The sequence below is a fragment of the Ectopseudomonas toyotomiensis genome (assembly GCF_017167985.1).
GTDB classification, from domain to species: domain Bacteria; phylum Pseudomonadota; class Gammaproteobacteria; order Pseudomonadales; family Pseudomonadaceae; genus Aquipseudomonas; species Aquipseudomonas toyotomiensis.
In genome coordinates this window covers 1,302,964-1,326,321 of sequence record NZ_CP070505.1, presented here as the reverse complement: position 1 = coordinate 1,326,321, position 23,358 = coordinate 1,302,964, and the positions used below count along the sequence as shown (strand labels likewise).

Sequence of the window (23,358 nt, the reverse complement as noted above, 5' to 3'; positions counted from 1 at the left end):
ATGCCTGAACGTTCCAGCACCCTTGGTACCCATGTTTGCCCATCGGTGCACTACCTCGGCAAGCCCCGGCTTTGCCCAGCATTCATCACCTGGCGGACGAGCTGCCTACCGCTTGCCAGACGCCGCTGGGCGTGGCCTTGCGAGCCCGCTATAATCAGCCCCTTTTTCCAACTGCCAGACCTCCGCCGCCATGACCGAGTCCGTGCACGACTACATGACCCGCCTGGGCCAGGCCGCCCGCCAGGCGTCCAGGGTGCTCGCCCGTGCCAGCACCGCGCAGAAGAATCGCGCGCTGCAGGCCGCTGCCAATGCCCTCGACGCTGCTCGCGCCGAACTGACTGCCGCCAACGAACTGGACCTGGCTGCCGCCCGCGCCAGCGGTCTGGAGCCGGCCATGGTCGACCGCCTGGCGCTGACGCCGAAGGTGATCGACAGCATGATCGAAGGCCTGCGCCAGGTGGCGACCCTGCCCGATCCGATCGGCGAGATTCAGGGCATGCGCTACCTGCCGTCCGGCATCCAGGTCGGCAAGATGCGTGTGCCGCTGGGCGTGATCGGCATCATCTACGAGTCGCGGCCGAACGTGACCATCGATGCGGCCAGTCTGTGCCTGAAGTCCGGCAACGCCACCATCCTGCGTGGCGGCTCCGAGGCCATTCATTCCAACCAGGCGATTGCCCGCTGCATCCAGCAGGGTCTGGCCGAGGCCGATCTGCCGGCAGCTGCCGCGCAGGTGGTGGAAACCACCGACCGCGCTGCGGTCGGTGAGCTGATCAGCATGCCGGAGTTCGTCGACGTGATCGTGCCGCGCGGTGGCAAGGGTCTGATCGAGCGCATCAGCCGCGACGCCAAGGTACCGGTGATCAAGCACCTGGACGGCGTCTGCCACGTCTATGTCGACGTCGCTGCCGATCTCGACAAGGCCATCCGCGTCTGCGACAACGCCAAGACCCAGCGCTACTCGCCGTGCAACGCCATGGAGACCCTGCTGGTGCACCAGGCCATCGCCGCGCGTGTGCTGCCGCCGTTGGCCGCCATCTACCGTGACAAGGGCGTAGAGCTGCGTGGCGATGCCGCGACCCGCGAACTGCTCGGCAGCGACGTGCTGGAGGCGAGCGAGGACGACTGGTTCGCCGAGTACAACGCGCCGATCCTGGCGATTCGTATCGTCGACTCGCTGGATGCGGCCATCGAACACATCAACCACTACGGCTCGCAGCACACCGATTCGATCATCACCGAGAACTTCAGCGATGCTCGTCGCTTCCTCACCGAGGTGGATTCCGCTTCGGTGATGGTCAATGCCTCGACCCGCTTTGCCGATGGTTTCGAATATGGCCTGGGCGCGGAGATCGGCATCTCCACCGACAAGCTGCACGCCCGTGGCCCGGTTGGCCTGGAGGGGCTGACCAGCGAGAAGTACGTGGTCTTCGGCGATGGACACATTCGCACATAAATGAAACGGATCGGCGCCCGACGCATCGGCCTGCTCGGCGGTACCTTCAACCCGGTGCACATCGGGCATCTGCGTGCCGCACTGGAAGTGGCCGAGTTCATGGCGCTGGACCAGCTGCGGCTGATTCCCAGCGCCAGGCCGCCGCATCGCGACACGCCACAGGCAACAGCTGAGCAGCGTCTGGCCATGGTCGAGCTGGCGGTGGTCGGCGAGCCGCGGCTTACGGTCGATGATCGCGAGCTGCGCCGCGACAAACCGTCGTACACGGTGGACACGCTGGAGTCGGTGCGCGCCGAGCTGGCAGCAGATGATCAGCTGTTTCTGCTGCTCGGCTGGGACGCTTTCTGCGGCTTGCCGAGTTGGCATCGCTGGCAGGAACTGCTCGAGCATTGCCACCTGTTGGTGCTGCAACGGCCGGATGCCGACAGCGAAGCGCCGGAGGCGCTGCGCGATCTGCTGGCCGCGCGCAGTGTCAGCGACCCGCTGAGCCTGCAGGGTGCAGGCGGGCAAATCAGTTTCATCTGGCAGACTCCGCTGGCGATTTCCGCCACGCAGATTCGCCATCTACTGGCAACCGACCGCTCGGCGCGATATCTGCTGCCGGATGCGGTACTGGCCTACATCCAGGCGCACGATCTGTACCGTGCGCCGAATGCTTGAAACGCCGCGCATGTGCGCTGGCGTCCATTACACGAGGCAAATGAGTTTTATATGAGCAAGCAGAACATGCCCAGCGAAGAGCTGGTCAAGATCGCCGTGGCGGCGCTGGAAGAAATCAAGGCGACCGACATCACCGTGATCGACGTCAAGGACAAGACCAGCATCACCGACTTCATGGTGATCGCCAGCGGTAGCTCCAGCCGTCAGGTCAAGTCGCTGGTGGAAAACGTGCTGGAAAAGGTCAAGGAGCAGGGCGTGCGTCCGATCGGTAGCGAAGGTCTGGACAGCGGCGAATGGGCCCTGCTCGACCTGGGCGACATCGTCGTGCACGTGATGCTGCCGACCGCGCGTCAGTTCTACGACCTCGAGCGCCTGTGGCAAGGCGCCGAGCAGAGCCGCGCCCAGCACAGCGCCGAGTAAGCCTGGATCGTGCGGATCAAGTTGATCGCCGTCGGTTCGCGCATGCCACGCTGGGTCGAGGAGGGCTGGCAGGAGTACGTCAAGCGTCTGCCTGCCGAACTGCCGCTGGAACTGGTGGAAATCCCCCTCAATACCCGCGGCAAGAATGCCGACGTTGCCCGCCTGATCCGTCAGGAGGGTGAGGCCATGCTGAGCAAGGTGCAGCCCGGCGAACGTATCGTCACGCTGGAGGTCCATGGCAAGCCGTGGAGCACCGAGCAACTGGCGGCGGAGCTGGAGCGCTGGCGTCTCGATGCGCGCAACGTCAACCTCATGGTCGGCGGTCCGGAAGGGCTGGCGCCGGAGGTCTGTGCGCGTAGCGAACAGCGTTGGTCGCTGTCGCCACTGACCCTGCCGCATCCGCTGGTGCGTATTCTGCTCGGCGAGCAGATCTACCGGGCCTGGACGGTGCTGTCCGGCCACCCGTATCACAAGTGATCACCTAGTCATGCCGCAGCCGATTCGCCTCAAGGATCACGAAAAGGACGCTCGCCTGGTCAAGCGCCGGGTGGTGTTCTGTGCTGTGGCCATCATCGTGATGACCTGCCTGTTGATCATGCGCATGTACTACCTGCAGGTGGTGCAGTACGAGCATCACAGCACCCTGGCGGAAAACAATCGCATCCATGTGCAACCGCTGCCGCCGACCCGTGGGCTGATCTTCGACCGCAATGGAGTGATCATTGCCGACAACCGTCCCAGCTTCAGCCTGACCGTGACCCGTGAGCGCGCCGGTGACTGGTTGAGCGTGCTCGATACGGTGGTCGAGGTACTGGAGCTTGCCGATGACGACCGGGCGCTGTTCGAACGCCGCGTGCGCCAGGGGCGGCGCCCGTTCGAGCCTGTGCCGATCCTGTTCGAGTTGTCCGAAGAACAGATCGCGCGTGTCGCCGTCAATCAGTTCCGCCTGCCGGGCGTCGAGGTGGCCGCGCAACTGGTGCGTCATTACCCGCAGCAGGAACACTTCGCTCATTCGGTCGGCTACGTCGGGCGCATCAACGAGCAGGAACTCAAGCGCCTGGACCCGACCGATTACGCCGGCACCCACCATATCGGCAAGACCGGTATCGAGCGTTTCTACGAGGACGAGCTGCACGGTGAGGTCGGCTACGAAGAGGTAGAGACCAACGCGCGTGGCCGCGTTTTGCGGGTGCTCAAGCGCGTCGACCCGAAACCGGGCAAGGACATCGTTCTCAGCCTCGATGTACAGCTGCAGGAGGCGGCCGAGAACGCCCTGGGTGGTCGACGTGGAGCAGTGGTGGCCATCGATCCGAACAATGGTGAAGTGCTGGCGATGGTCAGCCAGCCCAGCTTCGACCCCAATCCCTTCGTCACCGGTATCAGCTTCAAGGCCTATGGCGAGCTGCGCGACTCCATCGATCAGCCGCTGTATAACCGGGTGCTGCGTGGCCTCTATCCACCAGGCTCGACCATCAAACCGATGGTGGCCGTGGCCGGTCTCGATGCCGGCGTGGTCACGCCCACTTCGCGGGTGTTCGACCCCGGCTTCTACCAGTTGCCCAATCACAGCCACAAATACCGTAACTGGAACCGCACAGGTGACGGCTGGGTCGATCTCAACCTGGCCATTGCTCGCTCCAACGACACCTATTTCTACGATCTGGCGCACAAGATGGGCGTCGATCGCATGCATGACTACATGAGCCGCTTCGGCCTCGGGCAGCGCGTGGCGCTGGACATGTTCGAGGAAACCGCCGGCCTGATGCCCTCGCGTGACTGGAAACGGGCACGTTATCGTCAGCCTTGGTACCCGGGCGAGACGCTGATTCTCGGTATCGGTCAGGGTTACATGCAGACCACGCCGCTGCAGTTGGCGCAGGCCACCGCGCTGATGGCCACGCGCGGCAAGTGGATTCGCCCGCACCTGGCCAAGAGCATCGACGGCCGCCTGCCCGCGGACCCCAATCCGATGCCCGATATCGTCCTGCGTGATCCGAAATTCTGGGATTACGGCATTCACGGCATGGAAGAGGTATTGCACGGCCCTCGCGGTACCGCGCGCAAGGTCGGTGACAGTTCGGTCTACCGCATCGCGGGCAAGAGCGGTACGGCGCAGGTGGTGGCGATCAAGCAGGGTGAGAAGTACGACCGCAACAAGGTGCAGGAGCGCCATCGTGACCACGCCCTGTTCATTGGTTTTGCGCCGGCGCAGAAGCCGCAGATCGCCGTAGCGGTCATGGTGGAAAACGGCGAGTCCGGTTCCGGTGTCGCCGCCCCGGTGGTCAAGCAGGTGATGGACGCCTGGTTGCTGGATAAAGAGACCGGTCAGCTCAAAGCCGAATTCGCCTTGCCCCAGACTGCCGAGGTCAGCCAGCGATGATCAGCAATTTCGACCGCACCCTGTCCGACGAGGACGTACTGCGTCGTCGCGCCAGCCTGTTGCAGCGCATGCATATCGATGGCTGGTTGCTGTTGCTGCTGCTGATCCTGGGTACTGGCAGCCTGTTCATTCTTTATTCGGCCAATGGCAAGAACGTCGACCTGCTCCTCAAGCAAGCCTCGTCTTTCGGCATCGGCATGCTCGCGGTGGTGGTGATCGCCCAGTTCGACCCGCGCTTCATGGCACGCTGGGTGCCCTTGGCCTACGTGGCGGGCGTCGGCCTGTTGATGGTGGTCGAGCTGATGGGGCACACGGCGATGGGGGCCACGCGCTGGATCAACATTCCCGGGGTGATCCGCTTCCAGCCCTCGGAGCTGATGAAGATCATCATGCCGATGACCATCGCCTGGTACTTGTCGCGGCACAACCTGCCGCCGCGTTTCAAGCATATCGCCATCAGCCTGGCGATGATCGGCGTGCCTGTTGTGCTTATTGCCAAGCAGCCTGATCTGGGTACCTCGCTGCTGATCCTGGCCTCTGGCGCCTTCGTGGTGTTCATGGCCGGCCTGCAGTGGCGCTGGATCATTGGTGCCGCTGCCGCGGTGGTACCGATCGCGGTGGGCATGTGGTACTTCGTCATGCATGACTACCAGAAACGCCGTGTGTTGACCTTCCTCAACCCTGAGAGCGATCCGCTGGGGTCGGGGTGGAACATCATCCAGTCCAAGGCGGCGATCGGTTCTGGTGGCGTATTGGGCAAGGGCTGGTTGCTGGGTACCCAGTCGCACCTGGATTTTTTGCCGGAAAGCCATACGGACTTTATCATTGCCGTGCTCGCGGAGGAGTTCGGCCTGGTCGGCGTCTGTCTGTTGTTGCTGCTCTATCTGCTGCTGCTGGCGCGTGGCCTGGTGATTACCGCCCAGGCACAGACGCTGTTCGGCAAGCTGCTGGCCGGGGCGCTGACCATGACCTTCTTCGTCTACGTATTCGTCAATATCGGCATGGTCAGCGGGCTGCTGCCGGTGGTTGGGGTGCCGCTACCCTTCATTAGTTACGGCGGAACCCATCTGGTCACGCTGTTGTCAGGCTTCGGGGTATTGATGGCGATCCACACCCACAGAAAGTGGATCGCTCAGGTTTGATTTTGGGGGTTTTGAGTTAATGCATTCTCTGCGTAGTTGGGCTGCTCGTACGCTCATTGGAGTCGGTATCGCCGGCGCGCTTGGTACTGGTGCACAGGCGCTGGCGGCCGATTACGACGGGTCGCCGCAGGTGGCCGAGTTCGTCGAGGAAATGACCCGCGACTATGGCTTCGCCAGCGAGCAACTGATCAGTCTGTTCGCCGAGGTCGAGCGCAAGCAGGCGATCCTCGATGCCATTTCGCGCCCAGCAGAGAAGGTCAAGCCCTGGAAGGAATACCGGCCGATCTTCATTACCGACAAGCGCATCGCCCAGGGCGTGGAGTTCTGGAGCAAGAACCAGGCTGCGCTGGAAAAGGCCGAGGCCGAGTACGGTGTGCCGCCGCAGTTCATCGTCGCAATCATCGGCGTGGAAACCTTCTACGGTGGCAACACCGGCAGCTGGAGAGTGATGGACGCGCTGTCCACGCTGGCCTTCGACTACCCGCCACGCGCGCCGTTCTTCCGCAAGGAGCTGCGCGAATTTCTGCTGCTGACCCGTGAGGAGCAGGTCGACCCGATCACCCTCAAGGGGTCTTATGCTGGCGCCATGGGCTTGCCACAGTTCATGCCGAGCAGTTTCCGTGCTTACGCCGTGGACTTCGATGGCGACGGGCATATCAACATCTGGAGCAACCCGACCGATGCCATCGGCAGCGTTGCCAGCTATTTCAAGCGTCACGGCTGGCAGGCCGGCGGTCAGGTCGCCAGTCGCGTCGAGGCCAGTGGTGCTCGCGTCGACGAAGGCCTGACCCAGGGGCTGGACCCGGTGAAGAACGTCGCCGAGCTGCGCGAGCTGGGCTGGAACAGCCAGGACGAACTGGCAGAAGACTTGCCGGTGACCGCGTTTCGTCTGGAAGGCGCGCAAGGTGACGAATACTGGTTCGGTTTGCCCAACTTCTACACCATCACCCGCTACAATCGCAGCGTGATGTATGCCATGGCGGTCAACCAACTGGCCGAACTGCTGGTCGAAGCGCGGGGTAATCGATGAGTGCGTCCAAACTGCTGCCGCTGGCAGCCTGCGTAGCTGCAGCGCTGTTGCTGGCGAGCTGTTCTTCCAAGCGTGCACCGCAGCCTGCGGTGGTGCCCGGTCAGTCGGCTGGCATCTCCGGCCCGGATGATTTCAACCGACCGCACAAGGATGGCGCGCCCTGGTGGGACGTCGACGTGTCGAAGATTCAAGACGCCATTCCCATGCCCCATTACGGGCCGGTCAAGGCCAGCCCCTATGTGGTGTTCGGCAAACAGTACTACCCGATTCAGGACGCTCGTCGCTACCAGGCGGTCGGTCCGGCTTCCTGGTATGGCACCAAGTTTCATGGCCAGGCCACTGCCAACGGCGAGACCTACGACCTGTACGGCATGACCGCAGCACACAAGACGCTGCCGCTGCCCAGTTACGTGCGGGTGACCAACCTGGAGAACGGCAAGGTTGTGATCCTGCGGGTCAACGACCGTGGGCCGTTCTACTCCGACCGCATCATCGACCTGTCCTTCGCAGCGGCGAAGAAGCTCGGCTATGCCGAGAAAGGTACCGCGCGGGTCAAGGTCGAAGGTATCGATCCGCACGAGTGGTGGGCGCAGCAGGGCCGTCCGGTGCCGCTGGTGCTGGCCAACAATCAGCCGGCCAAGGCTGCCGTTGCCCAGCCCGTCGCGCAGCCTGTGCCGCAGCCTGTCGAGCATTACTCGCCGCCGCCGACGCAGCACGCCGCTGCGGTGGTGCCGGTGCAGATCGACGCAAAAAAAAACGATTCACTCGGAGCCTCTGGCCTGTATCTCCAGGTGGGAGCCTTCGCCAATCCGGACGCTGCGGAGCTGCTCAAGTCCAAGCTGACCCAGACCAGCAGTGTGCCGGTGTTCATCAGCTCAGTGGTGCGCGACCAGCAGATTCTGCATCGGGTGCGCATGGGGCCGATCAGCAACCAGGGCGAGGCTGAGCAGCTGCAGAGCAGCGTGCGCCTGGCCAATCTGGGGCAGCCCACGCTGGTACGTGCCGACTGAGGGCAACTTAACCGGCGTTTGCCGGACTAAATCCGAGGCTCGCCGTTCGCGGCGAGCTGTCCGATGGCCCATATGGGTCGCTAAACCCAAGTAATGAATCTCGAGAGACGGATGAACATCACCAGCTTCGCGCAACGTGCCTTCCTCTTCCTGGGCCTGCTGAGCGCTCCGCTCGCCTGGTCCAGCCAGCAAGTGGTTCCCGCGCCCCCGCAATTGGCGGCGACTTCCTATGTCCTGATGGATGCCGCCAGCGGCCAGGTCCTGGTGGAGAACAACGGTGATCAGCGTCTGCCGCCGGCCAGCCTGACCAAGCTGATGACCGCCTATATCGCGACTCTGGAGATCAACCGGGGCCAGATCAAGGAAAGCGACATGGTCCGCGTCAGCGAAAAGGCCTGGCGCAAGGGCGGTTCGAAGATGTTCATCGAGGTGGGCAAGGAAGTCTCGGTGGATGACCTGCTGCACGGCATCATCATTCAGTCCGGCAACGATGCCAGTATTGCCATCGCCGAGCACATCGCCGGTAGTGAAGATGCCTTCGCCGACATGATGAATACTCATGCCCAGCGTCTTGGCATGAGCAACTCCCACTTCATGAACTCCACCGGCTGGCCGGATCCGGAGCACTATTCCTCGGCCCACGACATGGCCAAACTGGCCCGCGCGATCATCTACGAAGATCAGGCTCACTACGATATCTACAAGCAGAAGGAATTCTTCTGGAACGGCATCAAGCAGCCCAACCGCAATCTGCTGTTGTGGCGCGACAACACGGTTGATGGCCTGAAAACCGGTCACACCGAGGAAGCGGGCTACTGCCTGGTGGCTTCCGCCGTGCGTGACGGCCAACGTCTGATTGCGGCGGTGTTCGGTACCGTCAGTGAACAGGCCCGTGCTGCCGAAGTGCAGAAGCTGCTGACCTATGGTTTCCGTTTCTTCGAAAGCCGCACCTTCTATCAGAAAGGCGCCGAGCTGGCTCAGGCCACCGTCTGGAAAGGAACTGCGCATCAGGTCAAGGCCGGCCTCGCCGAAGACCTGACCCTGACCATGCCCAAGGGCCAACTGGAAAAACTGCAGGCCAGCATGACCCTCAATCCGCAACTGATCGCACCGATCCAGCAGGGCGATGTGATCGGCAAGGTCGAAGTCAAATTGGGTGACGAGGTGGTGCGCAGCACTGACCTGGTTGCGCTGGAATCGGTTGAAGAGGGCGGCTTGCTACGTCGTCTGTGGGATAGCATTCGGATGTTCTTCTTCGGCCTGTTCAACTGACGGCCACCTCCGAAAGCGACCAGCGTTGTCGTCATGGCGTTGAAACAGGCTGCAGCAGTGCCCATTTACATGCTGTAAGCCGCGCTTCTTCGCCTGACTGCTCCGTCTGCGCTTTAGAGGCCTCCGATTTAGCCCGGCCGCTCCAATCCGGAGCGGCCCTTTCTGGACGGGCCACAAGCCCGCTGATGCCATGACCGATAGCGACGTTCAACCGCCAAAAATCGAATTCCCCTGCGAGCGTTACCCGATCAAGGTTATCGGCACCGCTGGTGAGGGTTTCTCCGACCTGGTGATCGAAGTGATCCAGCGCCACGCCCCCGATCTGGATACCTCCACGCTGGTGATGCGTGACAGCCGCAACGGTAACTTCATTTCCGTTCAGGTGCTGATCACGGCCACCGGTGTCGAGCAATTGCAGGCGATTCACGTCGACCTGCGTGCCACCGGCCGCGTGCATATGGTGCTGTGATAGCCATGCCCGAGCTTGTCGTCCGTCACCTAGGATTGGTCGACTACCAGCCCACACTGGAAGCCATGCGCGAGTTGACCCGTGAGCGCGATGCGCAGACCCCGGACGAAATCTGGTTGCTGCAGCATCCCAAGGTGTTCACTCAGGGCCAGGCTGGCAAGGCCGAGCATGTACTCGCTGCCGGCGATATTCCGGTGATTCAGGTCGAGCGCGGTGGGCAGGTGACCTACCACGGTCCCGGTCAGCTGGTGGCCTATCTGATGCTGGATCTGCGTCGCCTTGACCTTGGTGTGCGTGAACTGGTCACCGCCATGGAGCAGAGCCTGGTGGAGCTGTTGGCCAGCTATGGCATCGAGGCGGCGCCCAAAGCGGATGCGCCGGGCGTCTATGTGGCAGGTGACAAGATCGCTTCGCTGGGGCTGCGCGTCAGCCGTGGCTGCTCCTTCCATGGCCTGGCGCTGAACGTCGATATGGACATGTCGCCTTTCCTGCGCATCAACCCATGCGGCTACGCGGGGCTGAAGATGATGCAGATGCGTGACCTGCTGCAATCGCCGCCTGCGTTCGACGAGGTGTCGCGACGTCTGGAGCAGGTACTGCGTGTCCGTCTGGGTTACGCGTAGCGCGTCGCCACCCATCGGCGATTTCTTGGTGCGCACGGCGCAGCCTACTGCAAGCAACGAAAAAGGGACGCCGAGGCGTCCCTTTTTCGTTTGTCGTGAAGACTAATTTCAGTTCAGATTTAGCGCCGGAATCAGGCTGGCATTAACTTCCTGGCCAGGCACCGGAACCGGAGCGGCGAGACCCAGGTTGTTCTTCTCGAACACGCGGTCGGCGCGGTAGCTGGAGCGCACCAGCGGGCCGGCGGCGACTTCCATGAAGCCTTTCTCCAGGCCGATGTCGCGCAAGCGGTTGAATTCTTCAGGGCTGACCCAGCGTTGCACCTTGAGGTGGTTGCGCGTCGGCTGCAGGTACTGGCCGAGGGTGAGAATGTCCACGCCGATGGTGCGCAGGTCATCCATGGTCTCGAGGATTTCCTCGTCGGTTTCACCCAGGCCGAGCATCAGGCTGGTCTTGGTCAGCACGTCGGGACGGTGCTTCTTGGCGTGCTCGAGCACCTTTAGGGTCTTCTCGTAGCCGGCGCGCGGGTCGCGTACCACATGGGTGAGACGTTTGACCGTCTCGACGTTCTGCGCGAACACCTCCAGGCCGGAGTCGACGACGCGCTCGATGGCCTGATGATCGCCATCGAAATCCGGGGTCAGGGCTTCGACCACCACCTGCGGGGTGTTTTCCTTGATCGCTCGCACGCAGGCTGCGTAGTGGCTGGCGCCGCCATCTTCGAGATCGTCACGGTCCACCGAGGTCAGCACGATATAACGCAGGGCCATCAGCTCCACCGACTTGGCGGTGTTCTGCGGCTCTTCCAGGTCAAGCCAGCCATTGGGATTGCCGGTGTCCACGGCGCAGAAGCGGCAGGCGCGGGTGCACACCGAGCCCATGAGCATGATGGTGGCCGTGCCGTTGGACCAGCATTCGCCCATGTTCGGGCAGTGCGATTCCTGACAGACGGTACTCAGGCGGTGTTCGCCGACGTTGCGCTTGACCGCCTCGAAACGGCTACCACCAGGAGCCTTGACCCGCAGCCACTTGGGCTTGGGTTCGAAAACCTGGGGTTCGGCCGAGGCGCGGCGCTTCTGACCATCCTTGATCGCGGTAATGCCTTGGGCGGTGCGAAATTTTTCGCCGCTGGCGACGGATTTGGGCGAGGAGGTGTCGGACATCGGAAATCTGGGCTCCGGTAGAGGCTCCGTGGGCAGGTGGCTTTTGGCCGCCGGCCAGTCTACCACAGAAGGTGTATGCAGACGCTGAGGCCGCCTGTCGACAAAACACAGCCAAGGCGTTTTGGGGAGGCGGCGCTATGACCGCTCGGCAAGGCGCTTGCCGATGATGGCAAGCCCCTCTGAGGTGTCAGTGCTGGATTCAGCGTGTGCGCAGCTGTTGCAGCAGTTGGGTGTTGGGGTAGCCATCGGCTGGCCAGTTCAACTGCAGTTGCAGGGCGCGAATGGCCTTGCGCGTATTGGCGCCGATGATGCCGTCGGCCGGGCCTGGGTCGAAGCCGGCCTGGGCCAGCAGTTCCTGCAGTTCGACACGTTCACTACGCCCCAGCTGACGCTCACCCCGGGGCCATTGCCCCTTGATTTCGGTGGTGCGTAGCAGGTTGTCGGCGAGCAGGCCGATGGCCAGCGCGTAGGACGTGGAATTGTTGTACTTGAGGATGCTGCGGAAATTATCCAGCAGCAGGAAGGCGGGACCTTGATGCCCAGCAGGCAGCTGCAGGCTGGCGCGGGAGCTCGCCGCTGCGCCTGTCGGTGCCAGCGGCCTTACGCCGAGCTCTGCCCATTCGGCCAGCGTGCGGCGTTGATCCGGGTCGGCCAGGGCGTAGTCGAAGCCATTCGGCAGGTTCACTTCGAAGCCCCAAGGCTGCCCTCGCTGCCAGCCGGATGCCTGCAGGTAATGGGCGGCCGAGGCCAGGGCGTCGGCCTGAGAGTTCCACAGGTCGCGCTTGCCGTCGCCGTCGAAGTCGACCGCATGCTGGTTGTAGGTGGTGGGCATGAACTGAGTCTGGCCCATGGCGCCGGCCCAGGAACCGATCATGCGTTCGCTGGGCACATCGCCGTTCTGCAGGATTTGCAGGGCGGCCAGCAACTGGGCACGCCAGAAGCCCTGGCGGCGACCGTCATAGGCCAGCGTAGCGAGGGAGCGGATGACGCTGTGGCTACCGATATTGTTACCGAAGTTGCTCTCCAGGCCCCAGATGGCCACCAGGATCTGCGCTTCGACGCCATATTGCTGTTCGATGCGTTGCAGCATGGCGTTGTGCTGGGCCAGCAATACCCGGCCGCGGCCGATGCGGCTGGAGGAGACGGCGCCGTCGAGATATTCCCACACCGGGCGAGTGAACTCGGGCTGACTGCTGTCTGCCTTGAGCACCGCAGGGTCAGGGGTGACGCCAGCGAATACGCGATCGAACAGCGCCGCGTCGATGCCGGCGGCAATCGCTTCGCTACGCATGGCCTGACGCCAGTCGGCGAAACTGGGCAAGGTTGTTTCGGTGGCAGTCTGAACCGCTGCAGGGGCTGTGGCGGTAGGCAGATTTTCCGCCGGGGCCTGGGCGCAGGCCGCCAGCAGCAGAAGAGGAAGCAGAGCCAGGACGCGACGAGGAAGCTGGTGTGGCATGTCTATCTCAGGACGTTTAAGCAGGCGCTTACCTTAGCATGCTCGGGCAACAGGCAGGGCCATCAGTGAGTCGACATACCCCATAAAGCAAGAAGCCTCCCAATTGTGGGAGGCTTCGCGGCGGTAGCTGCCTTTGCCTTTCTGTGGTCGTTCCTGGCGGGAGCGAAACAGCGGTTGGGCGACGATGGATTTGGCCTTGTTCGGCCGTTTGCCGGTTTTCTTGCTCATGGAATTTCCTCATGCAGACTGGCCTGCGCCTATGCAGGCGGCGAGGACTATGCGCCGCTGTACAGAAAATGTCCAGATGGGGCTCAGAGCGAGTGCAGCCGCCATCACCAAGTGATGGTTTGTACCCGCGCTACGTTGCGAGACGTAGCCGCTGTCCGGCCAGTTGCAGGGTCAGCATGGCGAGCTCGCTCCACGGATCGCCAGCCGCCTGGCCTTTGATCTGCGCATCGATCAGTTGCGCCTGCTGCAATAACTGGCCCCAGCGCTTGCTGCTGTGGCGCTGCAACGCCTTGGAAACCAGCGGACGGCGCTTGTCCCAGACGGGGGGGCGGGCACTGGAGAAGGCCTTGTCCAGCGGGATGCCCTGGCTTTGCTGGTGGGCGATGCCGGCCAGCAGACGAATTTCGCGCGCCAGCGCCCAGAGGATCACCGGGGTTTCCACGCCTTCACCACGCAGGCCTTCGAGTACGCGCAGGGCATGGGCGGCATCGCCAGCCAGGGCGCAGTCGATCAGGCCGAATACGTCGAAGCGGGCGCTGTCGGCCACGGCCGCCTGCACGGTTTCGGCATCCACCTGGTTGCCTTCGGCGAGCAGCTTGAGCTTTTCCACTTCCTGGGCGGCGGCCAGCAGGTTGCCTTCGACGCGCGCGGCGATCATGTCCACGGCATCGGCGCTGGCGCTCAGGCCGGCCTGAGCGAGGCGCTGGCGAATCCACTGCGGCAACTGGTTGGCGTCTACCGGCCAGATCTGAATGAACTGGCTCACCTGACCGTCGATCAGCGCCTTGGCCCATTTGGATTTCTGCATGCTGCCGTCGAGCTTGGGTAGGCTCAGCAGCAGGACGGTGTCCTCGGGCGGCCGGGCCAGGTACTCGAGCAGGGCGGCTGTGCCCTTGTCGCCTGGCTTGCCGGAAGGCAGGCGCAGTTCCAGTAGGCGTTTCTCGGCGAACAGCGAGAGGCTGGCGCCAGCCTGTAGCAGGTTGCCCCAGTCGAAGTTGGCTTCGGCATTGAACACCTGGCGTTCGCCGAACCCCTGCTGGCGGCAGGCATTGCGAATGGCGTCAGCGGTTTCCTGGCACAGCAATGGCTCGTCGCCGCTGATCGCATAGACAGGTGCCAGTGCGCCTTGCAGGTGTTTGCCGAGTTGCGCTGGGGCAAGCTTCATCGGGTTGATGTCATCAGGGGCAGGGCGTCGGGCCGCGGCTGCGGCCCTTGGGCCTTTAGCGGGACGGCAGTTCGATCGGCGACTGCTGCGGCGCGACCTGGCTCTCACGAGCCCGACGCTGCGCTTCCAGTGCTTCGGCTTCGGCCTTGGCGCGGGCTTCGGCGGTCTGCTGCAGTTGGTCCAGTCGCTCGGGCGTGATCTGCTGCAGGCTGAACATCAGTTGCTGGATCATTTCACGGCGCAGCTCGCTACGCAGCTGAGCCGCTTCCTGGTCGGAGCCGGCCAGGTTGTTGTCGTCCTGCTGGTAGTAGTTCTGCACTTCCACCTTGTTGCCGGTCAGCAGCAGGTTCTTCGCACCGCGGATCTCGTATTCCAGACCCATGGTCAGCTCGTACTCGGCGGTACGTGCGCCGCTGCTGTAGCTGGCGCCGCGACGATTCTCGGTCTCGCGGGCGATCACCAGCTTGTAGGGGGCGCCGGAGTAGACGCGAACGTCGTTGTTCTCCAGCACTTCACGTACTTGCTGCACGGTGTCGCCGTAGGCATCACGCGCGCTGACGTCGAGTTCCGTGAGGGCGAACTGCACATCGCCGGTGCCACGCAGCTGGAAGCCGCATGCGCTGAGCAGGCCAGCCAGGCCGATGACCAGCAGATTCCGTTTCATCATTCTCATATCCCCTTGGCGGATCACGGCGCCACACATGTGTGGCGCCGAGCTTAATCAGTTGGCGACTATGTTGACCAGCTTGCCCGGCACCACGATGACCTTGCGAATGCTCAGGCCTTCGGTGAAGCGCAGGACGTTCTCGTTGGCACGAGCGGCGGCCTCGACGTCTTCGCGGCTGGCGCTGGCCGCAACGATGATCTCGCCGCGCAGTTTGCCATTGACCTGTACCACCAGCGTCAGGCTGTCCTGAACCAGGGCGGATTCATCGACCTGCGGCCACTGCGCATCGATCACCGCATCGGCATGACCCAGGCGCTGCCACAGCTCGTGGCTGATGTGCGGGGTGATCGGTGCCAGCAGCAGAGTGACGATTTCCAGACCTTCGTGCACCAGCGCGCGGTCCTGTTCGGTAGCGGTGGCGGCCTTTTCCAGCACGTTCATCAGGGTCATCACCTGGGCGATGGCGGTGTTGAACTTGTGGTGCTGACCGATATCGTTGCTGGCCTGCTTGATCGCCAGGTGAATGGCGCGGCGCACGGCTTTCTGCTCGTCGGTGAGAGCGGAGACATCCAGCTTGCCCGGCAGACCGGCGCTGACATGGCCCTGAGCCAGACGCCAGACACGACGCAGGAAGCGGTTGGCACCCTCGACGCCGGCATCCGACCATTCGCAGCTCATGTCGGGCGGCGAGGCGAACATCATGAACAGGCGGCAGGTGTCGGCGCCGTATTGGTCGATCATGTCCTGCGGGTCGACGCCGTTGTTCTTCGACTTGGACATCTTCTCGGTGCCGCCGATTTCCACCGGCAGACCGTCGCTCTTCAGCTTGGCGCCGATGACCTTGGCCTTGGCATCACGCTCGACCTCGACGTCGGCCGGGTTGAACCAGTCCTTGCCGCCGTTTTCCAGGGTGCGGTAGTAGGTCTCGGCAACCACCATGCCCTGGGTCAGCAGATTCTTGAACGGCTCATTCGATGACACCAAACCTTCGTCGCGCATCAGCTTGTGGAAGAAGCGCGCGTACAGCAGGTGCAGGATGGCGTGCTCGATGCCGCCGATGTACTGATCCACCGGCAGCCAGTGGTTGGCGGCCTGCGGGTCGACCATGCCGCCCTCGTAGTGCGGGCTGGCGTAGCGGGCGAAGTACCAGGACGACTCGACGAAGGTGTCCATGGTGTCGGTTTCGCGCTTGGCCGGTGCGCCGCATTTCGGGCAGCTGCACTCGTAGAACTCGGGCATCTTCGCCAGCGGCGAACCGGCGCCGTCCGGCACCACGTCTTCGGGCAGCACCACCGGCAACTGGTCTTCCGGCACCGGCACATCGCCGCAGCTATCGCAGTGGATGATCGGGATCGGGCAGCCCCAGTAGCGCTGGCGGCTGATACCCCAGTCGCGCAGGCGGAACTGGGTCTTGCGCGCGCCGTGTTCGCTGGCTTCGAGGTCGCCGACGATGGCGTCGAAGGCGGCGCTGAAATCCAGACCGTCGTACTTGCCGGAGTTGATGGTGGTCAGGCCGGCCTTGTCGCCGTACCAGTCCTGCCAGGCGCTGGCGTCGTAGTCCTTGCCTTCACCGGCATACACCTGGGTGATCGGCAGGTCGTACTTGTTGGCGAATTCGAAGTCGCGCTCGTCATGCGCCGGCACGGCCATTACCGCGCCTTCGCCGTAGCCCCAAAGCACGTAGTTGGCGACGAACACAGGCAGTTTGTCGCCGGTCAGCGGGTGGATGACGAACTGGCCGGTGGCCACGCCCTTTTTCTCCATGGTGGCCATGTCGGCCTCGGCCACGGAGCCGGCCTTGCATTCGGCGATGAACGCAGCGATGGCCGGGTTGCCCTCGGCGGCGCGTTGGGCCAGCGGATGCTCGGCGGCCACGGCGACGTAGGTCGCGCCCATCAGGGTGTCGGGGCGGGTCGAGTAGACCTTGAGCTGGCCGTCGATGCCGATGCTGGCGACGTCGTAGTCGAACACGATGTCGGCACCGAAGCTCTTGCCGATCCAGTTGCGCTGCATGGTCTTGACCTGCTCGGGCCAGCCATCCAACTCATCCAGGCTGCTCAGCAGCTCTTCGGCATAGGCGGTGATCTTGAAGTAGTACATCGGGATTTCGCGCTTCTCGATCAGCGCGCCCGAACGCCAGCCACGGCCGTCGATGACCTGCTCGTTGGCCAGTACGGTCTGGTCCACCGGGTCCCAGTTGACGGTGCCGTTCTTGCGGTAGATCACGCCTTTCTCGAACAGGCGGGTGAACAGCCACTGTTCCCAGCGGTAGTAGTCCGGCTTGCAGGTGGTAACTTCGCGCGTCCAGTCGATGGCCAGGCCCAGCGATTTGAGCTGGGACTTCATGTAGGCGATGTTCTCGTAGGTCCACTTGGCTGGCGCTACCTGGTTTTTCATCGCGGCGTTTTCCGCCGGCATGCCGAAGGCGTCCCAGCCCATCGGCTGCAGCACGTTCTTGCCCTGCATGCGCTGGTAGCGCGCGATCACGTCACCGATGGTGTAGTTGCGCACGTGCCCCATGTGTAGCTTGCCGCTGGGGTAGGGGAACATCGACAGGCAGTAGAAGGTGTCCTTGCCGGGCTGTTCGCTGACGACGAAGGATTTCTGCGCGTCCCAGTGGGACTGCGCGGCGGCTTCTATTTCACGGGGCGAGTACTGTTCGTGCATGGCTCTGGCGCTGAAGGAATGGGGCTTGCGGAAAACGTCGTAGCATACATGAGCGCCGTCTATCGAGGGAAACCCAGATTGTGCCGCGTCCGCCGTTTGTCGCGGCGCCGGGCTGCGCGCGGGGCCTTCGCTAAGCTTTATTCAAGGCCCGCGGTTGTCGGGGCTCGCGAGGTGTTAGATGGCGGATGTACGGCAGGCGGAACGGGGTGGTGGCCTTTACGAGCGACTGTTGCAAAGGCTTGCCCTGGCGCTGGAGGAAGCTGATACCGCCAGCCGCCTGCATGCTGAGCCGCTGCGCGAGCTGGAGCTTGATGGGTTGAGCCCGGCGGAGCTGGACCTGATTCGTGCCTATCTCAACCGTGACCTGCACTGGCTGCGTGGCTGGCATGCGGCGGCCGAGGAGCTGGCGCTGATACAGCGCCAGCCAATTCGCATGGGCAAGGGTGCCTCCGCCCGTCCGGTGGCCAAGGCCAAGCCCCTGCTCAAGCGGCGCCAGGCCTTGTGTTGTGCCCTGTGCGGTACGCCGGTGACCTGGCAGCGAGGCCAGAATGCCCAGGCCTGTCAGGCCTGCGGTTCGAAGCTGTTTCGCAGTGGCAATTCCCGCTAACTGCTTCGGTTCGTGCTTCCTGTTTCGCCTTTACTCCTGCATCCATACAGTCGTCGCCTACGGTTTCAGCAGCCTGCTAGGCTAGGGCGCCCAGGAGGTGCCTGATGCCGATTCGCTACATCCTCAAACAACTGTTGATGCCGCCAGGCGTCCTGCTGCTGCTGATGCTGCTGGGTTGGTGGTTGCGCCGTCGGTTTCCGCGTGTGGCGGTGGTCTGTTTCGCGATGGGTTTTGGCGGGCTCTGGCTGATGAGTCTGCCGGCGGTGATGCAGTGGGGCGCGGGGTTGCTCGAGCGCGAGCCGGTGCTGGAGCAGGCGCAGTGGACGACGCTGGCGCAGCGTGCCGACGCCATCGTGATTCTCGGTGCCGGGCGTGAGCAGAACGATCCGGGCTGGGGGCGCACCGATCAACCCGGCCTGATGGCGTTGGAGCGCCTGCGCTATGCAGCTCGTCTGGCGCGCGCGTCCGGTCTGCCACTGGCTGCCAGCGGTGGCCTGCATTACGGCCAGCCGCCCAGTGAAGCAGCGCTGATGGCCGATGCCATGCGCCGCGACTACGGGCTGGAGATCCGCTGGCTGGAGGAGGAGAGCCGCACTACCTGGGAAAATGCGACGCTCAGCGCTGAACTGTTACAGCCTCAGGGTGTGCGTCGCGTGGTGCTGGTAACGCAGGCCTGGCACATGCCGCGTGCCCGCCGGAGTTTCGAGCAGGCCGGCTTCGAGGTGATCACGGCGCCGATGGGTTACCTAAGTGCCGGCTATGAGCGCCCGCTGGGTGGCTGGCTGCCGGAGTCGCGGGTGATCTGGCAGAGCAGTCAGTTGCTCAACGAAGCCATCGGCCTGTTGGCGTATCCCATCGTCTACGGCAAGCAGTAGGGCGTACTCGCCGCAGGAAGTAAGCCTGCGGATTCTGCGTTCCGAGGGCTGGCGGGCTGCTCGCTTCGCTCGCGAGACCGTCCTACAGGGTCTTGGCCATGCGGCTGGCCAGCAGGGCCCAACCCAGTAACAGGGCGCAGAGAATCGCCAGCGGCCAGATGCGCCATTGCAGATAAGGCGTGAGTCCCTGCATGGGCAGCACTTCACCATAGAGCACGCCTTGTTCGAACTGCGGCAAGCCGAACTGGATACGGCCCTGCGGGTCGATCACCACGGTCATGCCGTTGTTGGTGGCGCGGATCATCCAGCGTCCGGCCTCGAGCGCGCGCATCTGCGCCATCTGCAGGTGCTGCAACGGGCCGATGGAGGTGCCGAACCAGGCATCGTTGCTCACCGTCAGGAGGATCTCGCTGTCCGCTGCCAGTGCTGCGGCGAACTCCGGGTAGACCACTTCGTAGCAGATGAATGGTGCGATGCGATGCCCCTTGGCCAGCAGCGGTGGCTGGTCGGCCGGGCCGCGGGCGAAGTCGGACATGGGCAGGTCGAAGAAAGCAATCAAGCCACGCAGCACTTCCTGCAGGGGCACGTATTCGCCGAATGGCACCAGCTTCTGCTTGAGGTAGGTGCCCTGGCCTTCGCCGAAACTGGTGATGGCGTTGTAGTAACGAATCTCCCCGCGCTCGTTGGATTGGCGCACCGGCACGCCGGTGATCAGCGCACTGTTGCGGTCACGGGCGAAGCGATCCATCACGCCGATATAGCCCTGGGCCATGTCCTTGAGCACCGGGATCGCCGTTTCCGGCCAGACCAGAATATCGACCCGCTCGGCACTGAAACTAAGGTCACGATACAGCGCCAGCTGTGCGTTGAGCTGGGCCGGGTCCCATTTCAGGTTCTGCTCGACGTTGCCTTGCACGGCGGCGACCGTAAGGCTGCTGCCTGCGGCTCGGGTCCAGTTGTGATCCTTCAGCGCCAGGCCGGCGAGCCAAGGGCTCAGCAGCAGAAGCAGGGCACAGATGTAGCGCGGTTTGTGCGGACGCAGGCGCTCCAGGTTGATGATCAGCGCGGCCGACAGCGCGATGACGAAGGATGACAGCCAGACTCCGCCTATCGGCACCAGGCCGCTCAGCGGACCGTCGAGCTGGCTGTAGCCTGCATACAGCCAGGGGAAACCGGTGAGGAACCAGCCGCGCAACACTTCCTGGGCGACCCATAGTGCGGCGAACGCCAGGGCGTCGGCCAGCGGCGCTTCGTTGCGGCGTATCCAGCGCGCCCAGAGAGCGGCAGTCAGGGCGAAGAACAGGCCCAGCCCGGCGACGAAGCCCAGGGTGAGAATGCCTGCCAGCGCCGGCGAGGCGGCGCCATAGTCGTGGATGCTCACATACACCCAGCTGGTGCCGGCGGCGAACAGGCCGAAGCCGTAGCTCCAGCCGCGCAGCGCCGCCTGGCCCGGGCGCAGTTCGCGCAGGCCGAGATAGAACAGGGCAATGGACAGCACGGCCAGCGGCCACAGGTCGAAGGGGGCAAGCGTCAGGGTGGTCAGGGCGCCTGCGCCGCAGGCGAGCAGGTGGCCGGGCCAGCCCGGACGAGTGATCCATTGCAGCATGGGGTGATCCTTGGAGTCGGGGTGGCGCAAGGGTAGGGGGAGGCAGTGGTAGGCGGCAAGTGGTAGCCCGGATGCAATCCGGGGAGGCTCGGTTGCCATCCCCGGATAGCAGCCGTCAGCGGCTGACTGGCGTCAGGCGCAGCAGGTGGATGCGACGGCTGTCGGCGTTGAGCACGCGGAAGCGAAACTCGCCGATCTCGGTGACTTCGTTGCGCTTGGGCAGGTGGCCGAAGGCGCTCATCACCAGACCGCCGACGGTGTCGTACTCGTCGTCGGAGAACTGGCTGTCGAAGGTTTCGTTGAAGCTGTCGATGGGCGTCAGTGCCTTGATCAGGTAGTCGCCGGAGGGCAGCGGTTTGATGTAGCCGTCTTCCTCGACATCGTGCTCGTCCTCGATGTCACCGACGATCTGCTCGAGCACGTCCTCGATGGTCACCAGGCCGGCGACGCCGCCGTATTCGTCGATGACCACGGCCATGTGGTTGTGGTTGGCGCGGAACTCACGCAGCAGCACGTTCAGGCGCTTGGACTCGGGCACGAAGGTGGCCGGGCGCAGCAAGTCCTTGATGTTGAAGTTGGGTTGTTCACCCTGCAGGATCAGCGGCAGCAGATCCTTGGCCAGGAGGATGCCGATGACGTCGTCGAGGCTTTCGCCGATCACCGGGTAGCGCGAGTGCGCCGCGTCGATGATGGCGGGCAGGAACTCGCGGGGCGTCTGGCTGGCCTTGATGCTGATCATCTGCGAGCGCGGCACCATGATGTCGCGTACCTGCAGGTCGGCGACCTGAATGGCGCCTTCGACGATGGCCAGTGCTTCGCTGTCGAGCAGCTTGTTCTGATGGGCTTCGCGCAGGACTTCCAGCAGTTCCTGGCGGTTTCTCGGCTCATGAGCAAAAGCCTGGGTCAGCTTGTTGAACCAGGACTTCTGCTCGTTGCTCGATCGGTCTTCGCTCATGGCGTTTTACTCGGGGTCCTTTTCATTAGGAGATTCATCACCGGCATACGGGTCGGGATGACCCAGTTCGGCGAGCAATTGTCGTTCCAGATCTTCCATCTCGAGGGCTTCGTCTTCCTCGATGTGGTCATAGCCCAGCAGGTGCAGGCAGCCATGGATCACCAGGTGGGCCCAGTGCGCTTGCGATGTCTTGCCTTGCTCGGCAGCTTCGCGCTCGACCACCGGTACGCAGATCACCAGGTCGCCCAGCAGCGGAATGTCGAGGATTCCGTCAGGAATCTCGGCAGGGAATGACAGGACGTTGGTAGCGTAGTCCTTGTGCCGCCAGGTGTGGTTCAGCTCGCGGCCTTCGGCTTCATCGACCAGGCGGATGGTCAGTTCGGAGTCGGCCGTGCGCTGGCGCAGCGCCAGTTCGCACCAGCGGCGCAGCTGCGCTTCGTCCGGGTGCTGGCCGTCAGTGGCCAGTTGCAGGTCGAGTTCAAGCATCGTGGCTGTCGACCTTGCCGTGCAGGCGCGCGTCGTGGCGCTCGTAGGCTTCGACAATGCGCTGCACCAACGGGTGACGCACCACGTCCTTGGGCTTGAAGTGGGTGAAGCTGATGCCGGGCACGTCGCGTAGCACGTCGATCACGTGGGTCAGGCCGCTCTTGGTGCCGCGCGGCAGGTCGACCTGGGTGATGTCGCCAGTGATCACGGCGGTGGAGCCGAAACCGATACGGGTGAGGAACATCTTCATCTGCTCGACGGTGGTGTTCTGACTCTCGTCGAGAATGATGAAACTGTTGTTAAGGGTGCGGCCGCGCATGTAGGCCAGCGGTGCGATCTCGATCACCTGCTTCTCGATCAGCTTGGCCACGTATTCGAAACCGAGCATCTCGTAGAGCGCGTCGTACAGCGGGCGCAGGTAGGGGTCGATCTTCTGCGCCAGGTCACCGGGCAGGAAGCCGAGCTTCTCGCCGGCCTCGACCGCCGGACGCACCAGCAGGATGCGTCGTACCTGCTCGCGCTCCAGGGCGTCCACCGCGCAGGCCACGGCCAGGTAGGTCTTGCCGGTGCCGGCTGGGCCGATGCCGAAGTTGATGTCGTTGTCGAGGATCGCCTTGACGTAGCGCTGCTGATTGACGCCGCGTGGCTTGATAACGCCCTTCTTGGTGCGCAGGGTGACCTGCGGCAGGTTGCTGGGGTTGACCAGTTCCTCGACGCCGGACTCCTGCAGGTACAGGTGCACCAGGTCGGGCGACAGCTCGGTAGCTTTGGTTTCGCGGTACAGCTTGCGCAGCAGGGTTTCGGCGGCCTGGGTCTTTTCGGCGGCGCCGAGCATCTCGAACTGGTTGCCACGGTTGCGGATTTCCAGGCCGAGGCGCTCTTCGATCAGGCGCAGATGCTCGTCGAACTGGCCGCAGAGATTGGCGAAACGGCGGGCCTCGAAAGGTTCGAGGGTAAAACGATGAGGTTCTAGAGAGGTGTTCAAGGTGATGGTGTGATCGTCACTTGTCTGGGTATTGAAAG

The 23,358-nt window shown here is 63.5% G+C and carries 22 protein-coding genes and 1 pseudogene; 13 read left to right on the top strand and 10 right to left on the bottom strand.

The annotated features are described in order from the left end of the window. Positions 1-190 precede the first annotated feature (190 nt). The 11 genes from JWV26_RS06065 to lipB all read left to right on the top strand — a co-directional run bounded on the left by JWV26_RS06065 (position 191) and on the right by lipB (position 10,462). Positions 191-1,456, top strand: a complete 1,266-nt coding sequence (locus JWV26_RS06065; protein ID WP_206418615.1) for a glutamate-5-semialdehyde dehydrogenase — start codon at positions 191-193, stop codon at positions 1,454-1,456. After that, positions 1,457-2,116, top strand: coding sequence for a nicotinate-nucleotide adenylyltransferase (gene nadD, locus JWV26_RS06060; RefSeq protein ID WP_074916584.1), 660 nt, complete (start codon positions 1,457-1,459; stop codon positions 2,114-2,116). 66 nt (positions 2,117-2,182) lie between these two features. Continuing rightward, the gene (rsfS, locus tag JWV26_RS06055; RefSeq protein WP_003240193.1) at positions 2,183-2,536 is read left to right on the top strand and encodes a ribosome silencing factor; all 354 of its coding nucleotides are present in this window, start codon (positions 2,183-2,185) and stop codon (positions 2,534-2,536) included. A gap of 9 nt (positions 2,537-2,545) precedes the next feature. After that, complete coding sequence (gene rlmH, locus JWV26_RS06050) at positions 2,546-3,013, top strand: 23S rRNA (pseudouridine(1915)-N(3))-methyltransferase RlmH (RefSeq protein WP_003240195.1); 468 nt, start codon at positions 2,546-2,548, stop codon at positions 3,011-3,013. A 10-nt stretch (positions 3,014-3,023) separates the two neighbouring features. Continuing rightward, entirely contained in the window at positions 3,024-4,916 is a 1,893-nt protein-coding gene (gene mrdA / locus JWV26_RS06045) for a penicillin-binding protein 2 (RefSeq protein WP_072424424.1), read from the top strand. Then, complete coding sequence (gene rodA / locus JWV26_RS06040) at positions 4,913-6,058, top strand: rod shape-determining protein RodA (RefSeq protein ID WP_420890294.1); 1,146 nt, start codon at positions 4,913-4,915, stop codon at positions 6,056-6,058. Before mrdA ends, rodA begins: the two co-directional genes overlap by 4 nt. Before the next feature lie 19 nt (positions 6,059-6,077). After that, complete coding sequence (mltB, locus tag JWV26_RS06035) at positions 6,078-7,088, top strand: lytic murein transglycosylase B (protein ID WP_206418614.1); 1,011 nt, start codon at positions 6,078-6,080, stop codon at positions 7,086-7,088. After that, a complete protein-coding gene (locus JWV26_RS06030; protein ID WP_206418613.1) occupies positions 7,085-8,098 on the top strand; it encodes a septal ring lytic transglycosylase RlpA family protein in 1,014 nt (337 codons plus the stop codon). The genes mltB and JWV26_RS06030 overlap by 4 nt, the downstream gene beginning before the upstream one ends. 111 nt (positions 8,099-8,209) lie before the next feature. Beyond that, on the top strand, positions 8,210-9,370 hold the full coding sequence (locus JWV26_RS06025; protein WP_021489490.1) for a D-alanyl-D-alanine carboxypeptidase family protein: 1,161 nt from the start codon (positions 8,210-8,212) through the stop codon (positions 9,368-9,370). A gap of 190 nt (positions 9,371-9,560) precedes the next feature. Further along, positions 9,561-9,839: a DUF493 domain-containing protein gene (locus JWV26_RS06020; protein WP_206418612.1), complete on the top strand. Its 279-nt coding sequence runs from the start codon at positions 9,561-9,563 to the stop codon at positions 9,837-9,839. A gap of 5 nt (positions 9,840-9,844) precedes the next feature. Further along, positions 9,845-10,462 carry a lipoyl(octanoyl) transferase LipB gene (gene lipB / locus JWV26_RS06015; RefSeq protein WP_206418611.1) on the top strand — a complete coding sequence of 206 codons (618 nt, stop codon included), beginning with the start codon at positions 9,845-9,847 and terminating at the stop codon, positions 10,460-10,462. Positions 10,463-10,570: 108 nt separating this feature from the next. Here the strand turns inward: lipB and lipA are convergent, their stop codons facing one another. From lipA to leuS, 6 genes and pseudogenes are all read right to left on the bottom strand, one after another. Continuing rightward, a complete protein-coding gene (gene lipA, locus JWV26_RS06010) occupies positions 10,571-11,623 on the bottom strand; it encodes a lipoyl synthase (RefSeq protein ID WP_206418610.1) in 1,053 nt (350 codons plus the stop codon). A gap of 199 nt (positions 11,624-11,822) precedes the next feature. Then, on the bottom strand, positions 11,823-13,079 hold the full coding sequence (locus JWV26_RS06005; RefSeq protein WP_206418609.1) for a lytic murein transglycosylase: 1,257 nt from the start codon (positions 13,077-13,079) through the stop codon (positions 11,823-11,825). An 81-nt stretch (positions 13,080-13,160) separates the two neighbouring features. Next, positions 13,161-13,307: pseudogene (gene arfA, locus JWV26_RS06000) on the bottom strand (alternative ribosome rescue factor ArfA); the annotation flags it as partial. 130 nt (positions 13,308-13,437) lie between these two features. After that, complete coding sequence (holA, locus tag JWV26_RS05995) at positions 13,438-14,472, bottom strand: DNA polymerase III subunit delta (protein ID WP_206418608.1); 1,035 nt, start codon at positions 14,470-14,472, stop codon at positions 13,438-13,440. Positions 14,473-14,527: 55 nt separating this feature from the next. Beyond that, on the bottom strand, positions 14,528-15,139 hold the full coding sequence (locus JWV26_RS05990; protein WP_072424415.1) for an LPS-assembly lipoprotein LptE: 612 nt from the start codon (positions 15,137-15,139) through the stop codon (positions 14,528-14,530). 54 nt (positions 15,140-15,193) lie between these two features. Then, positions 15,194-17,806 (bottom strand): leucine--tRNA ligase, encoded by a 2,613-nt coding sequence (leuS, locus tag JWV26_RS05985; protein WP_206418607.1) that lies wholly within the window; start codon positions 17,804-17,806, stop codon positions 15,194-15,196. Between the two features lie 178 nt (positions 17,807-17,984). Between leuS and JWV26_RS05980 the strand changes: the two genes are divergently transcribed. Both JWV26_RS05980 and JWV26_RS05975 read left to right on the top strand, forming a co-directional pair. Continuing rightward, complete coding sequence (locus JWV26_RS05980; RefSeq protein WP_021489481.1) at positions 17,985-18,413, top strand: hypothetical protein; 429 nt, start codon at positions 17,985-17,987, stop codon at positions 18,411-18,413. Positions 18,414-18,517: 104 nt separating this feature from the next. Continuing rightward, positions 18,518-19,288 (top strand): YdcF family protein, encoded by a 771-nt coding sequence (locus JWV26_RS05975; RefSeq protein ID WP_074916567.1) that lies wholly within the window; start codon positions 18,518-18,520, stop codon positions 19,286-19,288. Positions 19,289-19,370: 82 nt separating this feature from the next. Here the strand turns inward: JWV26_RS05975 and lnt are convergent, their stop codons facing one another. The 4 genes from lnt to JWV26_RS05955 form a co-directional block, all read right to left on the bottom strand. Then, the gene (lnt, locus tag JWV26_RS05970) at positions 19,371-20,894 is read right to left on the bottom strand and encodes an apolipoprotein N-acyltransferase (RefSeq protein ID WP_206418606.1); all 1,524 of its coding nucleotides are present in this window, start codon (positions 20,892-20,894) and stop codon (positions 19,371-19,373) included. A 115-nt stretch (positions 20,895-21,009) separates the two neighbouring features. Next, positions 21,010-21,849, bottom strand: a complete 840-nt coding sequence (locus JWV26_RS05965; RefSeq protein ID WP_072424410.1) for an HlyC/CorC family transporter — start codon at positions 21,847-21,849, stop codon at positions 21,010-21,012. A 6-nt stretch (positions 21,850-21,855) separates the two neighbouring features. Then, complete coding sequence (gene ybeY / locus JWV26_RS05960; protein ID WP_072424409.1) at positions 21,856-22,335, bottom strand: rRNA maturation RNase YbeY; 480 nt, start codon at positions 22,333-22,335, stop codon at positions 21,856-21,858. Further along, positions 22,328-23,320, bottom strand: coding sequence for a PhoH family protein (locus JWV26_RS05955; protein WP_072424516.1), 993 nt, complete (start codon positions 23,318-23,320; stop codon positions 22,328-22,330). The genes ybeY and JWV26_RS05955 overlap by 8 nt, the downstream gene beginning before the upstream one ends. Between the last annotated feature and the right edge of the window lie 38 nt (positions 23,321-23,358).